We start from the raw sequence: 21,706 nt of genomic DNA on the forward strand, positions 1-21,706 counted from the left end.
GGAGTTGCCGAGGGGCTGCCACGTCGGATCGACCGACGCCGTCACCGGGTGGTTGACGCATGACCGGTGGCTGCTCGCACCACGGTCAGGCCGCACCGGTATGGCTCGTCGAGCTCGCCGTCGGGGAAGAGCCGTGCCAGGGCGGTGCGGTTCGCGTCGAGGAGTGCGGCCCGCTCGACGGGGTCCATGACCACGAAGTGCGAGTGGGTGCCGAGGTTGCGGAGGTGCTCCTCGACGGTGATCCGGCGTGACCACGTGATCTCGCGGGTGGCCACCTGGACCGGAAACGGGGCGAACAGCTCGGCCACGGTTGTCGGGAAGCTGCGGGTGAAGGGTGCGAGCCGGGCATCCTCCGCCGCGACCCACGGGACACGGACGTCGGCCTGGTTCCACCACAGGGCCAACACGCCGTGCGGGCGCAGCACGCGCAGCGCTTCGGGGACGGAGCGGGCCGGGTCGGTCCAGTGCCAGGCCTGCGCGTAGGCGATCAGGTCGAAGCTGCCGGCGGCGAACGGCAGGCGGTTCCCTTCGCCCCGCACCAACGGGACCTCCGGCTCGGCCCGGCGCAGCTCTGCCCCCATGCCGGCGCCCGGCTCCAGGGCGACGACGCGGGCGCCGCGCTCACGCAGCAGCCGGGTGGCGATACCGGTGCCGGCGCCGCAGTCCAGCACGTCGGCGTCGGCCAGCGCTCGGCCGGCGAGTTCCTCCACGGCGTCGAAGAGGGCCGGCGGATAGCCCGGGCGGGCGGCAGCGTACTGCGTGGCAACGCTGTCGAAGGACAGGGCGCGGTCTTGGTTCGCGTGGGATGCCATGGCCGCGATCCTTCCGGGCGGACGGAGCACGCGGAAGACGACTGCGCCTGAGTACCCGTACTCAGGCCGATTGTGTCGCTTGGCTCTGACGCGGCCGGTCCGTGTTGCCCACGATGGAGTGCTCCCCGCGTCGAGAGAGGTGTTCATGGGCCGTGACCTGCAGCTGCGCGCTGCCACTCCGGAGGATCTGGAGTGGATCTACGAACTGCGTCACCGGGTGTACGCACAGGAGTTGGGCCAGCATGCGCCGGATCCGGCCGGGCGGCTTCGTGACGGGCTGGACGGCGACAACGTCTATCTGGTCGCGGCGCGAGGAGCGGACCGCATCGGCTTTGTCAGCCTGACGCCGCCCTGGTTGGGGCGGTACGCGCTGGACAAGTACCTGACCCGCGACGAGCTGCCGTTGCTGACCGAGGACGATGTGTTCGAGGTGCGCATCCTCACCGTCGAGCCGCGCTGGCGGGCCTCCGCAGCGGCACCGCTGCTGATGTACGCGGCGCTGCGCTGGATCGCCGCCCGGGGCGGCCGCCGGGTGGTGGCGATGGGGCGCACCGAGCTGCTCGCCATGTACCTGGCCGCCGGTCTGCGCCCGGTCGGCCGTACCGTTCACAGCGGTGCGTTGACGTTCGAGGTGCTGACCGGCAGCGTGACCGAGCTGACGAAGGTCACGATGGACCGTTACCGCACCACGCTGGAGCGTCTGCGGTCCGCAGTGGACTGGCAGTTGGACGTGGCGTTCGCACCCCGGCCGGACGGCTGCGAACACGGCGGTGCCTCGTTCACCGCCATCGGCACGGACTTCCGCAGTCTGAACCGGCGTCATCAGGTGGTCGCGGCCGACGTGTTGGACGCCTGGTTCCCGCCGGCCCCCGGCGTGCGGGCGGCGCTCGCGGAAGATCCGGCCTGGGCCGCCCGGACCTCGCCGCCGACCGGCGCCGAGGGCCTGCTGGCGGAAATCGCCACGGCCCGGGCACTGCCCGCGGAGACACTCGCGGTCGGCGCCGGTTCATCCGACTTGATTTTCAGGGCCTTCGGCCGGTGGCTGACCCCGCAGAGCAGGGTGCTGCTGACAGACCCGGGCTACGGCGAGTACGCCCACGTCACGGAGCGGGTGATCGGATGCCGGGTGGACCGGTTCCGGTTGCGCCGCGAGGACGGCTGGCGGATCGATCCGGCCCGGCTGTCCGCAGCCGTCGGGTCCGGCCGCTACGACCTCGTGGTGGTGGTCAACCCGAACAACCCGACCGGACGCCACGCGCCGGCCGCTGAGTTGCGCTCGGTGATCGCCGCCGCACCGGCCCGGACCCGCTGGTGGATCGACGAGGCATACCTGGGCTACGTCGACCTGAACGAGTCGCTCGCCGGCCTCGCCGCGACGGACCCGCGAGTGGTGGTCTGCACCTCACTGTCCAAGATGTATGCGCTGTCCGGCATGCGGGCGGCGTACCTGGTGGCCGAGCCGAACACCGCGTCGCAGCTGCGCCGTTGGACGCCGCCCTGGCCGGTCAGCCTCCCGGCGCAGCTGGCCGCGGTGGAAGCCCTGCGCGACCCGGCGTACTACAGCGACTGCTGGCGTCGCACCCACGCGCTGCGCCGACAACTCGCCGCCGACCTGGCCGGGTTGGACCAGGCCGTGGTGGTCGAAGAGGCCGTGGCGAACTTCCTCACCGTGACCCTGCCGTCCGGCGGGCCGAGTGCCGCACAACTGGTGCACGAGTGCCGCCGCCACGACGTGTACCTGCGTGACCTGTCGCCGTTGTCGTCGGAGTACCAGGGGCGCACCGTGCGCATCGCGGTCCGGGACACCGCCGAGAATGCGCGCATCGTGGCCGCGTGTCAGGCCGCCCTGGACGTACTGCGGCCGCGTTCGGGCTCGCTCGTCTCGAGGCCTGAGATGCGTGGGATGCCTGAGGGAGTTTCCGCCTTCGGATCCACTCGATGATCACCGTGGCCTCCCTGGCGCCCTACCTCGGTGGGGCGTTGGCGCTGGGCGGCATCGCGGTGGCGGCATCCCGGCGCCGCGAGCTGCTGATCCGGTGGTGCGCCTGGGCGGTCGGAGTGCCGCTGGTCACCGGCGCGTTCTGGCTGGGCCGGCCGGGCGCCGCGGGCCTCGCCATCGTGGTCGGGGTGATTGCGGTGCTGGAGTTCGGCGGGCTGATGCTGCTGGGCCGGGTGGACCGGGTGGTGCTGGCCGCGGCGGTGGCAGGCGTGGTGCTGGCCGCCTGGCTGGCGCCCGGACAGGTGCTCCGGGTGGTGGCGATCGGGGCGCTCGCGGTGGCCGCGGTGCCGCTCCTGGCCGGCGACGCCGAGTACGGCCTGCGCCGGCTCGGCGCCGGCCTGCTGGGCCTTGCCTGGCTGAGTGCGCTGGCCGCGCTGGTGCCGCTCGGGGCGAGCGCGCTGGCGCTGTTCGTGGCGGTCTCGGTCGCCGACATCGCGGCGTACTTTGCCGGTCAACGGCTGGGCGGGCCGCGGCTGTCGCCGCTGTCACCGGCCAAGCGGTGGAGCGGGACGCTGGCCGGGGCCGCGGCCGGTCTCGGCGTGCTCGCCGTGCTGTCCGCGCTGAGCTGGCCGATGGCGGTGGCGGTGGCGGTCGGCGGCCCGGCCGGCGACCTTCTCGAATCCATGATCAAAAGAGGTGCGCAGGTGAAGGACGCCGGCCGCTGGCTACCGGGCTCCGGCGGCCTGCTGGACCGGATCGACTCGCTGCTCATCGCGCTGGCCGTCCTGCTTGTTCTGCGCTGACCCCGGGTGATCCCGTCAAGGCCGGCCCAGGCTGTGACCGACGCTTGTGGGCATAGCGTTGGACACAGTGTCCGATGACGTTTAGGGTCCTCCGTGAGCGCTGTGGGGCGCCTGCTGTTTCTGACTGATCTGAAAGCGGATTTTTCGTGGCTGATGGGGTTTCCCGTCCGACCCTGCTCCTGGTGCACGGGGCATGGCACGGCGGGTGGTGCTGGGAGAAGTCGGCGTCGGTACTTCATGCCGACGGGTGGCGGACGCGAGCGGTCGACCTGCCCAGTGCCGGCGGGCGGGCGGGAGTGCAGGACGACGCGCAGGCGGTGCTCGGCGAGCTGGAGCGCATCGAGGGCCCGGTCGTGGTCGTCGCGCACTCCTACGGAGGCATACCGGTCAGCCAGGCCGTCGCCCGGGCCGGGAACGTGTCGCGGATCGTCTACCTGGCGGCGTACCAGCTCGATGCCGGCGAGAGTCTCCTGGGGTTCCATGGCGCGCCCGCTTCGCCGGGGCCGCGCGACATCGAGGCCGTACCGGATGATCCGGTCGGGCTGTTCTACGGTGACGTGCCTCGGACCGAGGCCGAGCAGGCCGCCGCGCGGCTGGTGCCGCAGAGCGCACAGTCCTTCAGGGACGAGCTGACTCGGGCCGGGTGGCACACCGTCCCGTCGACGTACATCGTCTGCGAGGACGACCGGGCCCTGCCCGTGCAGAACCAGCAGACGCTGGCGGCCAGGTCCGATGCGGTCCACCGCATCAAGAGCAGCCACTCGCCCTTCCTGTCCAAGCCGGGGGAGCTCGCAGCTCTCCTGTCGGAGATCGCCCTCGCGTCGCAGCCGTGCACAAGGAGAACGTCGTGAACAGCAACATCGGCCAGGAGGAGACGGGCGCCCCCTCCAGGGAAGAGATCAGGGCCGAACTCGTCGGACGGGCCATCGCCCTGCAACCGCTGCTGCGGGACCAAGCGGCGCGCGGCGAGTCGGAGCGCGTCCTGCCGACGGAGGTCGTCGACGCCCTGACCGAGGCGGGCGTCTTCCGGCTGCTGACGCCGAGGCGGTACGGCGGCTACGAGACCGACCTGCGGACCCTGACCGAAGTCTCCGAGGCCCTCGGGGAGGGCGACGGCTCGGCGGCCTGGGTCGGGATGATCATCTCGGTGACCAACTGGCTGGCATGCCTCTTCCCGGACAAGGCCCAAGAGGAGGTGTTCGGGGCCGATCCGGATGCGCGAGTGACCGGCGTGGCCGCGCCGGCGGGCATGGGGGAGCGGGTGCCCGGCGGCTGGCGCGTCAGCGGGAGGTGGTCGTACAACTCCGGTGCCCCGCACGCCACTTGGGCTGCGGTCGGTGCACTGCTGAAGGACGACAACGGAGCGGTCACGGACCAGGCACTCGTGCTGATCCCCGCCTCGGACCTGGATGTCGAGGACACCTGGCACACCGCGGGCATGAAGGCAACCGCCAGCAACACCCTGACAGGGCGGGATGTGTTCGTGCCCGAGCACCGCGTGCTGTCGGTTCCCGCGGCCGCGGAGGGCGTGTATCCGCGCGCGTCCCAGGACGAGACGCTGTACGGCTCGACGTTCGGCCCGATGCTGTTGCTGTGCCTGGTCGGACCGCTGCTCGGACTGGGGAAGGCCGCCATGAACGCGGTGGTGGAGGCCGCCGCGGCGAAGCCGCTGTCGTTCACCGTCCACAGCCGGCAGGCGGACTCGGTGGGTGTCCAGCTGCAGACGGCCGAGGCGGCGCTGAAGCTGGAGACCGCCCGCCTGCACACCTACCGGGCCGTGGACGAGGTGGACCGGGCCGCATCCTCCGGCGCTCCCCTGGACTACGCCGCACGTGCGCACGTCAGGGCACGGGCCGGCTTCGCCGCACAGCAGGTGCTCGAGGCGGTCGGCACCCTGCTGAACGTGCATGGCGCGTCCTCGTTCGCCGACGCCGGCCCGCTGCAGCGCATCTGGCGTGACGCCAACGTCGCGGCGCGGCACGCCGGCCTGGTCCCCGCGGTCGGCCTGGAGGTCTACGGCAAGTCCCTCCTTGGCGTCAGCGAGCGGGTGAGCCTGATGCTCTGAACCGTTCCTATGGGAGTTGGCCGGTGTTGGCCAAATCACCATGGACCGGGCCTGTGGGGGCCTGGTGACCTCGCGTACGGTCTTCGAGGTCGGGGAACAGCACGAGCTGGTCACCTCGGCGTGGTCGGGTCTTGGCGCCCTGGTGGGGCGTGCCCGCTGTCCTGGGTGGGCTCGTGGTCCCGCGTGGCCTGGGGAGGGGTGCGGTCTGGCCGGTAGCTCTCCGCTGTCCGATCCTCTGGTCGGGAGCGGTCACACCTGGCCGACGCCGGACCCTGTGGCCCAGGCCGCGTCTGCCGATCGCCACGGCGGCACCGTGGTGCCTGGTGACGGTGGTCTGGGTCTGCTGCTGGAGCGAGGTCTTCCAGTACTTCTCGCCCCAGATGCTGGTGTAGGCGGGGTCGACGGCGATGACGATGAGGCCCTGGTGGTAGGCCATGCCGCGCAGTCGTTCGCGGAAGCGTGCGGTGGGGATGCCCGCGACCGTGCGGCGGAAGCGTTTGCCGTGCCGTCCGCGGCCCATGGTCTCGCGGCCGGTGGCGCGGGCGTCATCGAAGCCGAGGTTCTCGATCACGATGCCTGCGCAGCCGTGCTCGTGAGCGAGGACGGTCAGGCGGGTGACCGCTGCGCGGAGGCGGCCGTCGCGCCGGCCGGTGGGGCCGGTCATCTCCAGCGGGATGGTGATGGGGTCGCCGACCGGGTTGCCGTGCTCGTCGAGGACGGTGGCGGCGAGGTGGTCGGCGTTGAGGTCGACGCTGAGCATGCGCGTGCCCGAGGCGCGGATCTCCTCTGGTGTGGGCAGTACGGTTGTGTCGGTGGACCAGGAGGCGTCCAGGTACCAGCGGCCGCGGGCCGGGTCGTGGGCGATGTCGTAGCGGACGGCCCGGTTTGCCGTCACGCGGTCCATCCACTCCTCACGCCGGTGCGAGAACCGCACGGTGCAGGTGAGCCGGTAACGGCCGCGGGGTGCGTTGGCCAGGTGCCGCAGCGGCTCGGGCAGCACCAGGCTCACGGTGCCGTCGTTGGGGTCGACGGTGATGGTGTAGTTCCCGAACGGGGCCGCGGATTCGCCGTCGGCGGTCAGGAACAGGCGTGACGCCTCCCACCGCCGGCGCCACTGGGCCTCGGTGAGCTGGGATTCGGCGAGATTGTGACGGGCCTTCAGCAGCCGCCTGCCGCCCGTGGTGATGGCCGGGCGACCGGACGCGATGCGGGCCTCGACGGCCGCCAGGCGGGTCTTCAGCGCCAACAAGCGGCGCTGCTTGTGGAAGCGCTCGTTCTGGTCGGCGTAGCCCCGGACCTTCCCCACGCGCTTCTGGCACGGCACAGCCAGGCGGCGCTCGATGGTGCCGATGGCGCGACGCAGGCCGGCGGCCTCGTCGTACAGGCACCGTAAGGAGAGCTGGTACTGGTCCTCCGAGACGCGGGTCATCGCCCCCGCCCACCGCGAGGACGACACGGCCGTGAGCGCCTCCTTGCGCGCCGCGCGCTGGTTCCGCTTTACCGGCACCTGCCCGATCGCCACCCGCGCGGCGAGGTCGGCGCGCTGGTGACGGCCCAGGTGGGAGCCGACGAGCGTGAGGACCTCGGCATCGGCGGCGCTCAGGCGCAGGCGGTCACGGATACGGGCCCCGGCCGGGGCGGCCACGGTGAAGGGGGCCGTGATCGGGCGCAGTGCGCGCTTCCTCCGGCGCTTCGCCATGCCCACACCCCTCCCTTCCCGTCAGCTTCTCCAACCGGCAGGTAAAACCCTATGCGCGTCCAACAATGGCCTACAAGTCACTTCCCTCGATCGTGGACTTCACTGCCCGCGTCAACGCGCGCGCCTTCGCCGAACGCGCCCCGTACAGGCGGCCGGAGAACGAGGTCACGATCGCGATCATGTCCCGCGCCAGGTCCCCGCCCTCACCGCCGTCCAGTTCCTCGTCCCCGCCGACGATCTCCAGCCGCACGCCCCACGATGGCAGCACCACCTCTGCCAGCAATGCCGTACCGAACCGCGCCAGCCGCTCCTCATGCGTCACCAGCAAGGCGGTCACGGCCTCGTCCTGGCACGCCTGCAGTGCCCTGCGCAGCCCCTTGCGCTTGTCGGAGAACCCTGATGCCACATCGGTGAATACCCCCGCCACCGGACGCTGCCCGGCCGCCGCCCGCAGCCGCTCCACCTGCCGGTCCAGATCCCCCTCGGCCCGCTGCCGGTGAGACGACACACGCCCGTACAGCACCACCGCACCCTCCGGCCGCACCGGCCGCCCACGACGGCGGGACAAGGCATCCAGGTCCCCCACCCGGAAGACCCGCCGACCACCCGGCGACCTCCGGTCCTCCAGCACACCCTCAAAGGTGTAGCGGCGCAGCGTCCGCGTCGACACGCCCAACCGCTTCGCGGCCCTGCCCGCAGAGATCCAGTCGTCGGCCTTTTCACCCATGCGAGTGACTGTATGGCCAACCGTGACCCACAACCGAATCAACAGCTCTCAACCCGACCCCGCGGCGGCGAGCTCCCGGAGCGGTGTGGGCAGGACCGCCAACCGGTGACCTGCAGACACACCGCCCGTCCGGTTCCTTAGGATGCGTGTATGCCTTCCACCACGCGACGACCCTCCAGTGCGGCCGACCGGCGGGCCGCCCTCGAAAAGCGGATCCTGGCCGTGATCGAGGAGTGTCTGCGCGGCGGTGTGACCTACACCGAGCTGAGCGTGGAGCAGATCGCGCACGCCGCGGGGATCTCTCGTTCGACGTTCTATCTGTACTTCCGTGACAAGATCGACGTGCTGCTCCGGCTGAGCGGCTCCCTCAAGAAGGAGAGCTACGCGATCGCGGCGTCCTGGCGGCCGACCGGCCCCGACGGCGGCCTGGACGGCCTGGCCCGTACGTATGAGCTCATCCTGCGCCATTACCGCGAACATGCGGCCCTGCTCGCGGCGATCAATGAGGTGGCCGCGTACGACCCCTTGGTCCGGGAGGCGTGGACGGCCGACCAGGACCGCTTCATCGACAACCTCGTGACGGTCCTGCAAGAGGAGCAGCAGGCCGGCCGTACCCCCGCGGACATCGATCCCGAACTCGCGGCCAAGGTGATCGTCCAAGGAGGCGGTCAGGTCATCGCGCAGCAGGTGGCGGGCGGCGACGGCAGCGACGACGCCGTCGTGGCCCGCGAGCTGGCCCGTGGCTACTGGTACGGCGTGTACCGCCGCCCGGCAGGGTGACTGGTCGCGTCAGCGTTTGAGGGATGCGGCGTCCCCCATCACGATCACCGGGTTCTGTTCGGGTTCGAGGGTGCGCAGGAGTTCCCTCATGTGCTGCTGCGCCATGCTCACACAGCCGCGCGTGGGCCCGCCGTGGTCGACGTGCAGCCAGATGCCGCCGCCCTTGCCGGCGCCGAGAGGGCGGGTCCAGTCGAGGGGGGAGGTTCCGGGCTTGCGGTTGTAGTTGATCGCGACGACGTAGTCGAAGGATCCCGCGAGCGGTTCGCCCTCGAGGCCCGTGCCGCCGATGGTGAAGCTCTGCGACTGGTCGTACGGCAGCTCGGTGCCGGGATCGGCGAGCAGTCCGCCGGCGTCGGTGAGGGTGAACACGCCGATGGGCGACCGGAGGTCACCGAGGCGGTGGTTGTCTGTCCAGCCCTTGAGAGCGTTGTGGGCCGGCCAGGTGGCCCCCGGCTCCCAACTCGCGCCGGTGCGCCGGTACAGCACCACGTTCGACTCCGAGGAGTTCTTGCCCCGGCCGGTGACCAGCACCACCTGGCGCGCGTTCGCGGGGACGTCGGCCAGCGTCCGCGGACCCAGGCCCGGTAGCTGCTCGAGGACGGACACGGCGGACGCTTCGCTGTCCGCGGATGTCCGCCCGGGCATGGCCTGTGTCGTGCCGGCGGCGGCCGATGCGCTGTGCGCGCCGGCGGACGCCGGCCGGGCGGCGTCGGCCGACCCGACGCCCGTCCCCGCGCACCCGGCGAGGGTGACGGACAGAGTCAGGACGGCTGGTATCCCCAGACGGTTCAGGCCCGGGACAGTAGAAGTCGTTGCCGGAAGCCGCCGTCGCGACGAGCGACGGATCGATGAAGTAGCCATGGCCATCAGCCTGGATGTGACTTGTGAGGAACTGATCAGCTCCGACTCAGGACGTCGGACCGGTTCGGACGCCGTGATGACGGCTTGCGGCGGCGGTGCCTTCGTAGCACGGCCAAGGGCGTGCGCCCGGCCTGGCATGCGGATATCAGGAAGTTGTCAGGGCGTGGGAAGGCCCTCACCTGGTCCTGTAAGCCGATCGCACACGCTTAGAGTCGGCTGCGTGTGCGCCCATATTCTGATTGCGGAAGACGATGAGATGCAGGCCGAGTTGATACGACGGCTGCTGCTTCAGGACGGCCACAACCCTGTCGTGGTCACCGATGGCCGGGCTGCCATCGACGCAGCCGAAAGCCGCCGACCCGACCTGGTCGTCCTGGACCTGATGCTGCCCAAGGTCGACGGTCTCGGTGTGTGCCGTGTGCTGCGCCGGCACGGGGACATACCCGTTCTCATGCTCACCGCCCGCTCCACCGAGGACGACGTGCTGCTCGGCCTGGAGCTCGGCGCGGACGACTACATGACCAAGCCGTACAGCCCACGGGAACTGCTGGCCCGCATACGCACCGTGCTGCGCCGCACCCTCCGCCCCGCCGACGACTCCCCAGTGCTCCGCGCGGGCGGCATCACCGTCGATCCCGCACGGCACGAGGTCACCTGCGACGGCATCCCCGTCCCGTGCACTCCCGGCGAGTTCGCCATCCTCCACGCCATGACCGCGGCACCCGACCGGGTCTTCTCGCGCCGTCAACTGCTGCAGCTCACCCGGGGCCACGACCGCGCCTCCACCGAGCGCGCCATCGACGTACACATCATGAACCTGCGCAAGAAGATCGAGCCCGACCCGCGCAGGCCCGTCCGGCTGCTGACCGTCTTCGGCGTCGGTTACAAGCTCACCGGACTGCCGACATGAGGCGCGGCCCCCGCATCCCCTGGCGCAAGAGCCTGTTGGTCCGGCTTCTTCTCACCTCCATGACGATCGCCGTTCTCTCCGTCGGCGCCACCGCCTGGCTGGCCGTGGAGACCACCACGCGGGCCATCCAGGAGGAGCGCGGCCAAGTGCTCTCCGACGACACGGACATCCTGCGTCAGCTCAGCGGCTTCGCCGCGACCCACGCCGACTGGAGCGGAGTGCAGCCCTCGGTTCGCGCGCTCTCGCGCACCATGGGCCGGCGCATCGCCCTGACGACCGAGACCGGACGCACCATCGCCGACTCGGCCGCCGCCGGCACCGCCCTGCCCGCCCGCGCATCGGCCACCGTCGACCCGCTGACCACCGACACCTACACCGAGCCAGGAGCCCAGCTGGCTGGGATCGACCCCCGGGCGGTGGGACCGTATCTGCTCACCGCGACGGAACGGACATGGGTGAAGACAGTCGCCGAGAAGCGTCTGGTGTGTATGCGCCGGTACACGAGCGACGGCAGCCTCCAACAACTGCCCAGCGGCCGTACGGTAGTCATCGCCCCCGACGGCGGAGCGGCCTCCGTGCCGCTGGAGTGCGCCGACGGAGTCCTCAACACACCCACGCGCACCGAGCAGAAGGCACTGGACGAACTCAACGTTCTGGCCAAGCGCTGCTTCGACCTCGATCCCAAGAAGGGGCGGGACGCCACACCGGTGGGAATCGGGGGTGAACTCATCGCCGGCGTCGACACCCCGGCGGGCGACCGTGCCCGCGGGCTCGGTGTCAGCCGGCAGACGCAGACCTGTGTCGACAGCGCTCGCCGCACACAACTCGACCCGTACGTCGCCCCGAGGGCCAGACTCTATCTGGGAAACCTGGGTGGGCAGCCCGCAGGCTTTGACCTCTCGCTCACCAACAAGGCCAAGATCATCGGCGTCACGGCGTTCGTCCTCGCCGTCACCATCGCCATGACCACTGTCGTTGCGATCCGCCTCGTCCGTCCCCTGCGAGCCCTGACAGTTGCGGCCCAGCAGCCGCCGCAGCGGCACGCACGCGTCGCCGTCACCACCAAGGACGAGACCGGCTATCTGGCCGCCGCCTTCAACGACCTCACCGCGCGCCGCGAACAGCTGGAAGCCCAACGCAAAGCCATGGTCAGCGACATCGCCCATGAACTGCGGACGCCGCTGACCAATATCCGAGGCTGGCTGGAAGTCACCCGCGACGGGCTGGTCGAGCCGGACCCAGACCTCATCGCTGCGCTGCACGACGAGGCACTGCTTCTGCAGCACATCATCGACGATCTGCGCGATCTCGCCGCAGCCGACGCCGGCACCCTGAAACTGCACCGCGAACCGGTGCGCGCGGACGACCTCGTCGCCCAGGCGGTGTCGGCCCACAGCACCCGCGCCGAAAGCGCGGGCATCCGCCTGCACGCGCACGCCGACCACGGCCTCTGGCTGGACGTCGACCCGGTGAGGATGCGCCAGGTTCTGGGCAATCTCATCTCCAACGCACTCCGGCACACCCCCACGGGCGGTACGGTCACGTTCACCGCGCGGGACAGTGGTGACCTGGCCGTTCTCACAGTGGAGGACACGGGCAGCGGCATCGCACCCGAGGACCTGCCCCATGTCTTCGAACGCTTCTGGCGAGCCGAGAAGTCCCGCAGCAGACACACCGGCGGTAGCGGACTGGGCCTGTCCATCGTCCGCCAGTTCGTCGAGGCACACGGCGGAACCGTCACCGCCGACAGCGAGCCCGGTAAGGGAGCGGTGCTCACCATCCGGCTTCCATGCGCCCGGTGCGAGGTATTCGCGGTTTCGGGGGAGTGAAAGGCGCTCTTCTCGCTCGGGCGGGCCGGAGTGGGCTGTTGCGGGCCCGGCCGACGAGCACCGACGCCCACGGGACCACGCGGCCGGCCGCGTGGTCCCGTGGGCGTGACGTCAGCTCTAAAACGGTCGCGGCGCCAGGCGGCGCGATCAGGCGGGCACTCGTTCGGCGGCCTTGAGAATCGTGGAGCGGGCCTGATGGCGACGCTCGTAGTCCAGCACCCGACGGACGTGGATCGGTTCCGCGTCGCCGAGCCGCTTGACGATCTCGTTCGCGGTCATGCTGTCGTAACCAGGCCAGGGCACAGGCTCGAGCAGCTCAGCGACCTTGCCCAGGACGGCGGCGCGGCCCGCGTGAAACCGTTCGTAGACGCCGACCGTGGCGAGATCCGACTGGGACAGGTGCGGGAGCCGGTCCAGGACCGCCCTGGTGCTCAGCTTGCGGTAGTCGGGGATCGGCAGCTCGTCCTCCGCGATCAGCGCGCCCTCCGGTGCGCCCAGGAACCGATCCGCGCCCGGCATGCGCTCGGCCGTCTCCCGCAGCCAGCTGCTCCAGTCGCGGACCGCCTGTGCCGCACCTCCGGCGCTCGGGCCCTCAGCGGTCTCGGCGGTCTCGGCGGCCGCCACAGCTGCTTCGGCATGCTGTTCCACACTGTTGGCGAGCTCTTCCAGCGCCTCCTCGTCGTCACGGCGGATGGAGCTGAGCAGCTCCGAGCTGGTGGCGTCCTCGGCCTCCTGGGCGATGCGCTCTGCGGCCCGGCAGACCGCTAGGGCCAGCGCGGTGACTGCATACTCGTCCTCGGCGTTCTTCAGCAACTGCTGCTCCGATGCCGTCGCCCGGCCCCGGAGCACGACGCCCGGGACCGACATCGCCACGTCGATGGGCAGCCGTGCTGCCTGCTCGGTCAGGCGCCAGGCGTTCCCCAGGACGGTGGGCACCACTCCGCGGGGCTGCAACGTGGCCAGGCGTTCGTCGATGCGGTACACGTGGCCCCGGGCGTCGCCCATGCGGCGTTCCAGGACCTCCCGGTACTCACCGGGGGGCGTGACCGTGAGGTGGGCTTTGAAGCGGTCGGCAAGCGACTCCTTGGCCTCCCGGACCTCGCGCAGCGCGGGAACAAGCATGTCTGTGGCTACGGCCATCACGATTCCTTCGGATGTGTCGATGGTCGGCAAGAATCGGCCGGAAACCGGCCCCGCCCCCTCACCCACCGTGCCCCGAAACCGTCGGCCCCGCATCTCCCCGCCGGGGCGCCCACGGCATATGTCGATCTACACCCAGCCGCAGCAGCAGCTCGGGCAGCGGGTTCAGCAGCCCGTGCTTCGGTCTTGGCAAGAAACCCGACCCACCACTGCGGGACCGACGGTTCGGCGGTCGACCGAAGGGCACGCGTTCCGGGAATCGCGCCGACTTGCGCGATGTTTTTTATGTAGTTCTATAGATCCAGCGTGTTCCGCCACCCAGGGTAAGTGCGGTTCATGCAGGGAAGGTGATCGGCCACGGGCATTCCTTTCGGGCCGCAGCTGACGGTGCCGGGGCTGTCGCCGGCGCGCGGCGTGGGTGTCGAGGCGGGCAGGGCGGCGGTGCGTCTGGCCCGGCTCCCGGTCGACGTGGCCACGGACGGTTTCGGGCAGCTGATCGGGCTGTTGGGGCGTGCCACGCCCTGGCGGTCGACGGGCCCGGGTGATCTGCCACGCACCGATGCGGGGATTCCGGTGCTGTTGGTGCATGGGCTGGCCGACGGGGCATCGGTCGTCCCGCCGCTGCAGCGCGAGCTGCGCGGGGACGGTGTGGGCCCCTTCATCCCGGTCGCCTGCAACGCGTTCGGCCCGGACATCCCCACGGCGGCCCGGAAGCTGGGCGACCAGGTGGAGTCGGCGTGTGCCCACGGCGCGGGGCGGGCCGCGGTCGTGATCGGGTACAGCCTGGGCGGGCTGATCGCCCGCTACTACGTGCAGCGGCTCGGCGGTGACGCGTATGTGCCGCTGGTGATCACGCTGGCGACGCCGCACGGCGGGACCGCAACCGCCCTGCTGGCCCCGGCCCATCCGCTGCTGCGCCAGCTACGGCCGGGAAGCGAGTTGCTGGTCGAGCTCGCCGAGCCGGCCGCGGGATGCCGCACTCGGTTCGTGGCGTTCTACAGCGACCTGGACGAGGCCGTCATCCCCGCTGCCCGGGGCCGTATCGACCATCCTGACCTCAAGGCCCGCAACGTGCTGGTGCCAGGTGTCGGCCACCTGACGCTGCCTCTTCACCGGCCGGTCGTCGACGAGATGCGCGCGCTGCTGGCCGCGGCCCAGGTCGCGTTCGCCGTGTGGCCCCCGCAGGGAAGCCCTCCGTAGCGTGGTGGGTCGGTCGCCCAGGGCGCAGTCGTCGTTTCCCGTGACAGGAGGGGCAAAACGGAGGAGGCTGAAAGACAGCTGGTAAGGACGTCAGCACCTGTGCGGACGGACAGCATGGCCTTTTCGCCCAGTCCCAAGAGCGGGTCGACAGTACGCCCATATCGTCCCGACGACGAACCGGGGGTGCGTGAACTGATCGATGCCGACCGGCTGCCGGGGCAGCCCCGCTGCACCCCGGAGAGGCTGGCCGCTGCACGGCGTGGGCTGGTTCCCCCGGCCGGCTGGGCGGTACCGGCTCGGGCGCAGATCAGCGTTCTGGCCAGTGCCGGGGACCGCCCTGAGGGCGTCATCGCGTATCTGTCCTGGCTCGATGTGCACACCGGTTTGATCTGCTGGCTCCACGCCCACGAGGAACCCTCCGCCCTGCGCGCCCTGATCGGCCATGCCCTCGCCGCGCTCGCCCCCTGCCCGCTCATCGAGGCATTCGTCGGCGGTCCGCCAGGCCCGCTGGGGCCGGGCGGCCTGCCCCGCGCCCACCGCGGCGCCACCCACGACGCCCTGCTGCGCAGCGGCTTCACCGGCCGTCGCCAGGGCTGCTACCTGTACTGTGCGCTGTCTGCCGAGTCCGCGCCGGCCAAGCCGGTCGCCGACGTCGTCCCCTGCGACTTCCCCCCGGGCCAGCGACTGATCGTCCGCGAGGCGGCCGAGCCAGTTGCAGAGGCCGTGGTCAGCGTGGGGCCCGACGGCACTGCGACCGTGTACTGGATCGAGACCCTGCCCACTCACCGCCACCGTGGCCTGGGCCACAAACTGCTCGGCCAGGCCCTGGCCCTGCTGGCCGAGGAAGGAGCCACCGAGGCCGCCCTCGTCGTCGACGACCCCCCGCACCCCGTCCACGACAGCCAGGCCGCACCCCGGCTCTTCGACTCCTTCGGCTTCACCTCCGTCGACGAGCTGTGGACCTACCAGTGCCGACGCCCCGACCCCCGCGGCCTGCCGCGTGGGCCCGGGGGCGTGACAGCGGCCGTGAAAGGGCCACGGCACGACTGCACCCACCCCCTGCGGGCTCCCTCCGGTGTCCCTGAAGCCGGTCCGTGCCGCGTCTTCCCGCCCGCCGGGCACCCGCGCGAGGTGAGCGGTCGACTGCGCCGAGGCGGCCGGTGAGTTCGACGAGTGTCCGCGTCCGGCCGACGTGACGGCTCTGTCCTGGCAGTCCGTGCCCCGCCATGCCGGCGGACCGGGGTCACCGGTCCTCGTGAGCGAGGCGACGAGTCATGAGGGGAGCGGCCGGCGCGATCGGCGCAGGGGGATGAGCCACAGGATGACGGTGCCCAGCAAGTAGGCCAGTAGTGCCTCGCCGGGCAGGCCGAGGGGGCCGTGGTCGGCGCGACCTGCTGTGGTGATGCCGAAGAGCCCGACGAGCACCATGGCCAGTCCCGCGTACGTCAGTACCAGGCGTGCGAGTTTCCCACCTTGGTGGATGTCGCGGTGTACTGCGTCGCCGTCTGGTCGCCGACCACGTCGTTCTGCCCGGCCGAAGACGGCCACGAGCACCGTGAGCATGAGGAGCAGGCATGCCAGCCAGGGCAGCCGCCACAGGAACCAGTCGGCTGAGCCGACCGGCGGTTGGGCCATCAGCCCTGGCGGGTACAGAGCGACGGCCGCCAGCACGAGAGCGGCCATATGCCACAGAAACACCGTCAGGACCACACTGTTGACAGCCACCACCATGAACCATGGGCGGCGCCTGCCCAGCCAGCGATCGGCGCGTCGGCGCAGCAGGAGCGCGAGGCCGATCTGGGTGGCCGCGAGCGCGAGCAGGGCAAGGGTGGGCGGCGCGGTGTTCTGCACCGGTTCGCCCGGGACGGCGACCATGCTGACCGGATACGGTCCCACCGCGGTGAGCAGCACGAGCGCGAGCAGGCCGCCCGCCGTCACCACCTGTGCCGGCCGTCGGCGGTCGGTGAGCCTGCCGTCCCGCCAGACGAAGCCGACCTGGTAGACAGCCAGCCACACGAGCAGGTAGTTGGCGGCGGCGTAGGGCAGCCCGAGCAGGAACCTGGCCGCGTCGGCCGCCGCCACCGCGGTGACCAGGACCACCGGCACGATCATCCCGACCCGCTGATGCAGTGGGTACAGCACCGGAGTGAGGACCACGACGGCGACGTAAGCGGTGAGGAACCACAGCGGAATCGAGGCCAGCCAGACGGCGGTGCCCACGAGTGGGGGATCCGTGCCGAGGAGGCGGGCGAGCAGCGCGGACGCCGTCAGGGTGACCAGGAACACCGTCGTGGGGCCCAGCAGGCGGGCGCTGCGGGTGATCAGCCAGCCCGCGACGTCACCTCCGCTGCGACGGTGGGTCAGGAGCGATGCTCCGTTGGCGTAACCGCCCACCAGGAAGAACAGCGGCATGACTTGGAAGAGCCAGGTCAGCGGGTGGCTCCACGGCACGGCCACCAGCGCGCTGAATCCGCTGAGACCATCGGCCTCGCCGTAGGTCACGGCGACGACCAGCCAGTGGCCGAGCACGACCACCGTGATCGCCACGGCGCGCAGCAGGTCGATGTACCGGTCACGCTGCGGTGGCGTGTTCTCGGCCGCCTTGCGGAGATCGCTCAGCACCGGACCAGCTCTCCGTTCCCGGCCCCCACAAGGGCCGGTACTCGCAGGAGTTTCGAGTGTTGCTCACCAACTGCCCGCTGTCGCCCTGCCGTGCACGAATCCATCGACGCCGAGGGCGGCGGCATCCGGAGCAGGACTCAGGATGCGGCCGCGTGTTGCGGCACCACCGCGACCGGGCAGTCGGAGTGCTGGAGCGCGGCGTGCGGCACGCGGCCGAGGGGCAGTGCGACAGGCCCGTGGCGCCGAGGGGCGCCGAGGACAAGCAGGTCGGCCCTGGCCGAGTGCGTGATGAGGACGTGGTGGGCCGGGCCCTCGGCGGTGACGCGATCCACGACCACGTCGGGGTGGTCGCGTTCCGGGGCGCGCAGGACGTCGTCGAGCAGGACCGACGCCTGCTCCTCGTAGCGGTGGGCGGGATCCCCGACGAGCAGCGGATGCGCCAGGGGTCTGTGGGCGGGGCGACGCCAAGCGCGTACGGCGTCCAGCGCGCAGCGCCGTGCTTCGGCCTCGCGGAACGCGAACCGTATCGCCGCCGTGCTGGTCGCGGCATCGCCCACGCCGACCACGATGCGGTCATTGGCCCCTTGCCGGTTGTGCGGGGTGCCGCGTACCACGACCACCGGGCTGGAGGCATGCGTGGCCAGGGAGCGGCTGACCGAGCCCAGCAGCGCGCCCCTGATCGGCCCTCTGCCCCGGCACCCGGTCACGACGGCGGTGGCGCGGCGCGCCTCGCGCAACAGCGCCGCCTCGGCGTCGTCGGGAACGATGTCGACCGTGATCTTCACGTCCGGATTGCGCTGCCGAACCCGTTCGGCAGCGCGGCCGACGATGTCCTGCGCGAGGGCGTGCTCCGAGGGAACCTCTTCGGACTGCATGATGACGGGGCCTTCGTAGCGCTCCCACAGGCAGGCGTACACGATCCGCAGCGGCAGGCCGTGCAGGGCCGCCTCGTCCGAGGCCCAGTCGGCCGCCCAGAGGCCGGCCTCCGAACCGTCGACGCCCACGACCAAGGGCAGCGTCATTGATCCCACCGCCTTCAGCACGCGCCAGGACGATGACTTCATTGTCCCGCACGTCGTTGCGTACGCCCTACTCGGAACTCTCTTCCCGGACCTGGTGGGCTCCACAGCAGCAGGAGGAGTGCTCCACGAGCTCACCGTTCTCGGTGACTCCGAGACTCCGAACCGGGGGTAGGAGCCACGTCACATCCGTCCGGTGGAGCGGATCCGGGCTGACCCGCTGGGCCGACTTCGGGCGCGTCGGCCCGCACCGCGACGAAATCCCTGCCGTGGCGGTGGAGCCTTTCTCACCGGCGGCGTCCGGGACGGCACCGGCCGCCGCGCGGCAGCCCCCGCAGGCGCCCTGGTTCGTGCGCATGATCCTCCCGGTGGTGATGGCGAGGGCGGGGCGCCTCACCGTCTGGCCGGTGGTTCGGCGACCTCTGCCTGGGCGGGCCGCAGGAGCTGGTCGCCGACCCGGTAGCCGGGGCGCAGGATCGCGGTGCAGGTGGGCCGTTCGACGTGGTCGGAGCGGGTGCAGGAGACGGCCTCGTGCCAGGCGGGGTCGAAGGGGTCGCCCGCCGTGCCGAAGGACTGCAACCCCAGGGCGGTGAGTTCGCCTTCCAGAACGGCGGCGACGTGTGCGAAGCCGCCGGTGACGTCCCCTTGCCTGCGGGCCTGGTCGATGGCGTCGAGGACGGGAAGGAGGCCGGTGAGCACGTTGGCCACGGCTATCTCGCCGACCGCGTGGCGGTCGCGGCGGACCCGCTTGCGGTAGTTGTCGTACTCGGACATCACGCGCTGCAGGTCTGCTGTGCGCTTGCGCAGCTGCGCGCGCAGGAGGTCGGCCTCGCCTGCGTCCCGGTCGGTCCGCGGGGCAGGCTCGACGTCGCCACGGCGACGGGGCTCCAGGCTGGTTCCCGGATCCCGCCGCCGGTTGTCGCGGACGATCGACAGCGGGTGCTCGCCGCGGCGGGTCATCACGTTCCCTCCTGCCGCTTGTCGTCGTCGACGATTTCGGCATCGACGACTTCCTCGTCCTGCCCGGCGGCGCCTGCCTCGCCGCCGCCCGCGCCGCCGGTGGCCTGCTGGCCCTGAGCCTGCGCATACATGGCGGTGCCGACCTTCTGAGCCGCCGTCATCACCTTCTCGGTCGCCTGCCGCAGGGCCGCCGTGTTGTCGCCGTCGGCCGGCTGGGCCTTGAGGGCCTCCTTGAGCTCCGCCAGCGAGCTCTCGACCTCGCTCCTGACGTCCCCGGGGATCTTGTCGGCGTTGTCCGTGAGCAGCCGTTCGGTCTGGTAGGCCACCTGCTCCGCCTGGTTGCGGGTCTCGGCGGCCTCACGCCGGCGCCGGTCCTCCTCGGCATGCTGCTCGGCCTCGCGCATCATGCGGTCGATGTCCTGCTTCGGCAGCGAGGAGCCGCCGGTGACGGTCATCTTCTGCTCTCTGCCGGTGCCGAGGTCCTTCGCCGTGACGTGCATGATGCCGTTGGCGTCGATGTCGAAGGAGACCTCGATCTGCGGGACGCCGCGCGGCGCCGGGGGCAGACCGGTCAGCTCGAACATGCCGAGCCTCTTGTTGTACGCCGCGATCTCGCGCTCGCCCTGGTAGACCTGGATCTGCACCGACGGCTGGTTGTCCTCGGCCGTGGTGAAGATCTCCGAACGCTTCGTCGGGATCGTGGTGTTGCGCTCGATCAGCTTGGTCATGATGCCGCCCTTGGTCTCGATACCGAGGGACAGCGGGGTCACGTCGAGGAGCAGGACGTCCTTGACCTCGCCCTTGAGCACACCGGCCTGCAGGGCGGCGCCCACCGCCACGACCTCGTCGGGGTTGACGCCCTTGTGCGGGTCCTTGCCGGTCAGCTCCCGCACCAGATCGGTCACCGCCGGCATCCTCGTCGAGCCGCCGACCAGGATGACGTGGTCGATGGCGGACACCTTGATCCCGGCGTCCTTGATCGCGTTGTGGAACGGCGTCTTGCACCGCTCCAGCAGGTCCGCGGTCAGCTGCTGGAACTGGGCGCGGGTCAGCTTCTCGTCCAGGTGCAGCGGCCCTTCGGCGGAGGCCGTGACGTAGGGCAGGTTGACCGTGGTCTCGGAGGACGACGACAGCTCGATCTTCGCCCGCTCGGCGGCCTCGCGCAGCCGTTGCACGGCCATCTTGTCCTTGGTCAGGTCGACGCCGTAGTTGTTCTTGAACTGCTTGGCCAGGTGGTCGACGATCCGCTGGTCCCAGTCGTCACCGCCCAGGTGCGTATCGCCGTTCGTCGCCTTGACCTCGACGACTCCCTCACCGATCTCCAGCAACGACACATCGAAGGTGCCGCCGCCGAGGTCGAAGACGAGGACGGTCTGGTCATTCTCCTTGTCGAGGCCGTAGGCGAGGGCCGCGGCCGTGGGCTCGTTGATGATCCGCAGCACCTTCAGCCCGGCGATCTCCCCGGCCTCCTTGGTCGCGGTGCGCTGGGAGTCGTTGAAGTACGCCGGAACCGTGATGACCGCATCCGTGACGTCCTCTCCCAGGTACGCCTCCGCATCCCGCTTGAGCTTCTGCAGCACCCGCGCGGAGATCTCCTGCGCCGTGTACTGCTTGCCGTCGATGCTTCCCGTCTCCGGGAACCGCCACTGCGCATCACCCATGTGACGCTTGACGGAGCGCACGGTGCGTTCCACGTTGGTGACGGCCTGGCGCTTGGCGACCTCACCGACCAGCACCTCGCCGTTCTTGGCGAAGGCGACCACGGACGGGGTGGTCCGTGCTCCCTCCGTGTTGGTGATGACGGTGGGCTCTCCGCCCTCCAGCACGCAGACCACCGAGTTCGTCGTGCCGAGGTCGATTCCCACTGCACGTGTCATGGGTCCTCTCCTCCATCTGCGTCCCACACCGAGGGCAGATGCCGGCGCCTGGTGAAACGGGGCCGTCCAGCGACCGGCCACCGGAGCGGTTGCGCCACCTCGACCGGCGTCGCCACCTGCGGATTTGGAGTACACCTCACTAACAGTCTGGATAAAGTCCGCGTCTTGAGTTGTCAAGAAGTCCCAGTTCCTGCCTGCTTGGGTGCTTTCGTGACGGGTGGCAGGCGTCGGGGAAGGGATTGCAGTGCAGCAGCCGCAGGACGGCGGGGTCGGCGCCAAGGCCATGATCCCCGCAGCCAGGTTCGGGGCGGATCCCGGCTGCGTCCCCATGGCCTGCGCTGCGGGCTCCGGCACCCGAGCCGCCGGCAGCGGCCTCGCCGGCCGTGCGCCCGCCTGGTGTGCCGGTCACCCGGACGGGTTAGGCCCCAGCTCACCGTTGACGTCCGGCCATGAGCCTGTCACC

Annotated in this window: 18 protein-coding genes; 9 read left to right on the forward strand and 9 right to left on the reverse strand. The window is 70.9% G+C overall.

Annotated features, from left to right (window positions below; genetic code table 11):
• Positions 1–41: 41 nt before the first annotated feature.
• Positions 42–812: a class I SAM-dependent methyltransferase gene (locus ACFV7R_RS27555; protein ID WP_385268088.1), complete on the reverse strand. Its 771-nt coding sequence runs from the start codon at positions 810–812 to the stop codon at positions 42–44.
• Positions 813–957: 145 nt separating this feature from the next.
• On the opposite strand from ACFV7R_RS27555, the gene ACFV7R_RS27560 reads away from it, so the two are divergent.
• The 4 genes from ACFV7R_RS27560 (at position 958) to ACFV7R_RS27575 (ending at position 5,619) form a co-directional block, all read left to right on the forward strand.
• Positions 958–2,754 carry an aminotransferase class I/II-fold pyridoxal phosphate-dependent enzyme gene (locus ACFV7R_RS27560; protein ID WP_385268090.1) on the forward strand — a complete coding sequence of 599 codons (1,797 nt, stop codon included), beginning with the start codon at positions 958–960 and terminating at the stop codon, positions 2,752–2,754.
• Positions 2,751–3,554, forward strand: a complete 804-nt coding sequence (locus tag ACFV7R_RS27565; protein WP_385268092.1) for a phosphatidate cytidylyltransferase — start codon at positions 2,751–2,753, stop codon at positions 3,552–3,554. Before ACFV7R_RS27560 ends, ACFV7R_RS27565 begins: the two co-directional genes overlap by 4 nt.
• A gap of 146 nt (positions 3,555–3,700) precedes the next feature.
• Positions 3,701–4,405, forward strand: a complete 705-nt coding sequence (locus ACFV7R_RS27570; RefSeq protein ID WP_385268094.1) for an alpha/beta fold hydrolase — start codon at positions 3,701–3,703, stop codon at positions 4,403–4,405.
• Positions 4,402–5,619, forward strand: a complete 1,218-nt coding sequence (locus ACFV7R_RS27575) for an acyl-CoA dehydrogenase family protein (RefSeq protein ID WP_385268096.1) — start codon at positions 4,402–4,404, stop codon at positions 5,617–5,619. Before ACFV7R_RS27570 ends, ACFV7R_RS27575 begins: the two co-directional genes overlap by 4 nt.
• Before the next feature lie 7 nt (positions 5,620–5,626).
• On the opposite strand, the gene ACFV7R_RS27580 is transcribed toward ACFV7R_RS27575, so the two are convergent.
• Together ACFV7R_RS27580 and ACFV7R_RS27585 are read right to left on the reverse strand one after the other, a co-directional pair.
• The gene (locus ACFV7R_RS27580; protein ID WP_385268098.1) at positions 5,627–7,318 is read right to left on the reverse strand and encodes a hypothetical protein; all 1,692 of its coding nucleotides are present in this window, start codon (positions 7,316–7,318) and stop codon (positions 5,627–5,629) included.
• A gap of 70 nt (positions 7,319–7,388) precedes the next feature.
• Positions 7,389–8,045, reverse strand: coding sequence for an IS607 family transposase (locus tag ACFV7R_RS27585; protein WP_385268100.1), 657 nt, complete (start codon positions 8,043–8,045; stop codon positions 7,389–7,391).
• Between the two features lie 150 nt (positions 8,046–8,195).
• On the opposite strand from ACFV7R_RS27585, the gene ACFV7R_RS27590 reads away from it, so the two are divergent.
• The gene (locus ACFV7R_RS27590; RefSeq protein ID WP_385268102.1) at positions 8,196–8,825 is read left to right on the forward strand and encodes a TetR/AcrR family transcriptional regulator; all 630 of its coding nucleotides are present in this window, start codon (positions 8,196–8,198) and stop codon (positions 8,823–8,825) included.
• Between the two features lie 9 nt (positions 8,826–8,834).
• Here ACFV7R_RS27590 and ACFV7R_RS27595 read toward each other — a convergent pair whose 3' ends face one another.
• A complete protein-coding gene (locus tag ACFV7R_RS27595) occupies positions 8,835–9,686 on the reverse strand; it encodes a L,D-transpeptidase family protein (RefSeq protein ID WP_385268104.1) in 852 nt (283 codons plus the stop codon).
• Positions 9,687–9,906: 220 nt separating this feature from the next.
• Between ACFV7R_RS27595 and ACFV7R_RS27600 the strand changes: the two genes are divergently transcribed.
• Positions 9,907–10,596 carry a response regulator gene (locus ACFV7R_RS27600; protein WP_385268106.1) on the forward strand — a complete coding sequence of 230 codons (690 nt, stop codon included), beginning with the start codon at positions 9,907–9,909 and terminating at the stop codon, positions 10,594–10,596.
• Entirely contained in the window at positions 10,593–12,425 is a 1,833-nt protein-coding gene (locus ACFV7R_RS27605; RefSeq protein ID WP_385268108.1) for a sensor histidine kinase, read from the forward strand. Before ACFV7R_RS27600 ends, ACFV7R_RS27605 begins: the two co-directional genes overlap by 4 nt.
• 147 nt (positions 12,426–12,572) lie before the next feature.
• On the opposite strand, the gene ACFV7R_RS27610 is transcribed toward ACFV7R_RS27605, so the two are convergent.
• Positions 12,573–13,565, reverse strand: a complete 993-nt coding sequence (locus ACFV7R_RS27610) for a hypothetical protein (protein ID WP_385268110.1) — start codon at positions 13,563–13,565, stop codon at positions 12,573–12,575.
• 414 nt (positions 13,566–13,979) lie between these two features.
• Here ACFV7R_RS27610 and ACFV7R_RS27615 point away from each other — a divergent pair, with 414 nt between their 5' ends.
• On the forward strand, positions 13,980–14,765 hold the full coding sequence (locus tag ACFV7R_RS27615; protein WP_385268112.1) for an esterase/lipase family protein: 786 nt from the start codon (positions 13,980–13,982) through the stop codon (positions 14,763–14,765).
• 183 nt (positions 14,766–14,948) lie between these two features.
• The gene (locus tag ACFV7R_RS27620; RefSeq protein ID WP_385268114.1) at positions 14,949–15,929 is read left to right on the forward strand and encodes a GNAT family N-acetyltransferase; all 981 of its coding nucleotides are present in this window, start codon (positions 14,949–14,951) and stop codon (positions 15,927–15,929) included.
• A gap of 108 nt (positions 15,930–16,037) precedes the next feature.
• Here the strand turns inward: ACFV7R_RS27620 and ACFV7R_RS27625 are convergent, their stop codons facing one another.
• The 4 genes from ACFV7R_RS27625 to dnaK all read right to left on the reverse strand — a co-directional run bounded on the left by ACFV7R_RS27625 (position 16,038) and on the right by dnaK (position 21,243).
• The gene (locus ACFV7R_RS27625; RefSeq protein WP_385268116.1) at positions 16,038–17,387 is read right to left on the reverse strand and encodes an acyltransferase family protein; all 1,350 of its coding nucleotides are present in this window, start codon (positions 17,385–17,387) and stop codon (positions 16,038–16,040) included.
• 137 nt (positions 17,388–17,524) lie between these two features.
• Entirely contained in the window at positions 17,525–18,409 is an 885-nt protein-coding gene (locus ACFV7R_RS27630) for a universal stress protein (protein WP_385268118.1), read from the reverse strand.
• Positions 18,410–18,799: 390 nt separating this feature from the next.
• Positions 18,800–19,366: a nucleotide exchange factor GrpE gene (gene grpE / locus ACFV7R_RS27635; protein WP_385268120.1), complete on the reverse strand. Its 567-nt coding sequence runs from the start codon at positions 19,364–19,366 to the stop codon at positions 18,800–18,802.
• Positions 19,366–21,243, reverse strand: coding sequence for a molecular chaperone DnaK (gene dnaK / locus ACFV7R_RS27640; protein ID WP_385268125.1), 1,878 nt, complete (start codon positions 21,241–21,243; stop codon positions 19,366–19,368). Before dnaK ends, grpE begins: the two co-directional genes overlap by 1 nt.
• Positions 21,244–21,706 lie beyond the last annotated feature (463 nt).

It is taken from the genome of Streptomyces sp. NPDC059866 (genome assembly GCF_042731325.1).
Lineage (GTDB): Bacteria > Actinomycetota > Actinomycetes > Streptomycetales > Streptomycetaceae > Streptomyces > Streptomyces flavusporus.

Bases quoted from the DNA above. Each gene is read 5' to 3' on its own strand.
- ACFV7R_RS27610 (WP_385268110.1), bottom strand. From the start codon at position 13,565: ATGGCCGTAGCCACAGACATGCTTGTTCCCGCGCTGCGCGAGGTCCGG.
- dnaK (WP_385268125.1), bottom strand. From the start codon at position 21,243: ATGACACGTGCAGTGGGAATCGACCTCGGCACGACGAACTCGGTGGTC.
- ACFV7R_RS27585 (WP_385268100.1), bottom strand. From the start codon at position 8,045: ATGGGTGAAAAGGCCGACGACTGGATCTCTGCGGGCAGGGCCGCGAAG.
- ACFV7R_RS27605 (WP_385268108.1), top strand. From the start codon at position 10,593: ATGAGGCGCGGCCCCCGCATCCCCTGGCGCAAGAGCCTGTTGGTCCGG.
- ACFV7R_RS27595 (WP_385268104.1), bottom strand. From the start codon at position 9,686: ATGGCTACTTCATCGATCCGTCGCTCGTCGCGACGGCGGCTTCCGGCA.
- grpE (WP_385268120.1), bottom strand. From the start codon at position 19,366: ATGACCCGCCGCGGCGAGCACCCGCTGTCGATCGTCCGCGACAACCGG.
- ACFV7R_RS27580 (WP_385268098.1), bottom strand. From the start codon at position 7,318: ATGGCGAAGCGCCGGAGGAAGCGCGCACTGCGCCCGATCACGGCCCCC.
- ACFV7R_RS27560 (WP_385268090.1), top strand. From the start codon at position 958: ATGGGCCGTGACCTGCAGCTGCGCGCTGCCACTCCGGAGGATCTGGAG.
- ACFV7R_RS27630 (WP_385268118.1), bottom strand. From the start codon at position 18,409: ATGACGCTGCCCTTGGTCGTGGGCGTCGACGGTTCGGAGGCCGGCCTC.
- ACFV7R_RS27590 (WP_385268102.1), top strand. From the start codon at position 8,196: ATGCCTTCCACCACGCGACGACCCTCCAGTGCGGCCGACCGGCGGGCC.
- ACFV7R_RS27555 (WP_385268088.1), bottom strand. From the start codon at position 812: ATGGCATCCCACGCGAACCAAGACCGCGCCCTGTCCTTCGACAGCGTT.
- ACFV7R_RS27565 (WP_385268092.1), top strand. From the start codon at position 2,751: ATGATCACCGTGGCCTCCCTGGCGCCCTACCTCGGTGGGGCGTTGGCG.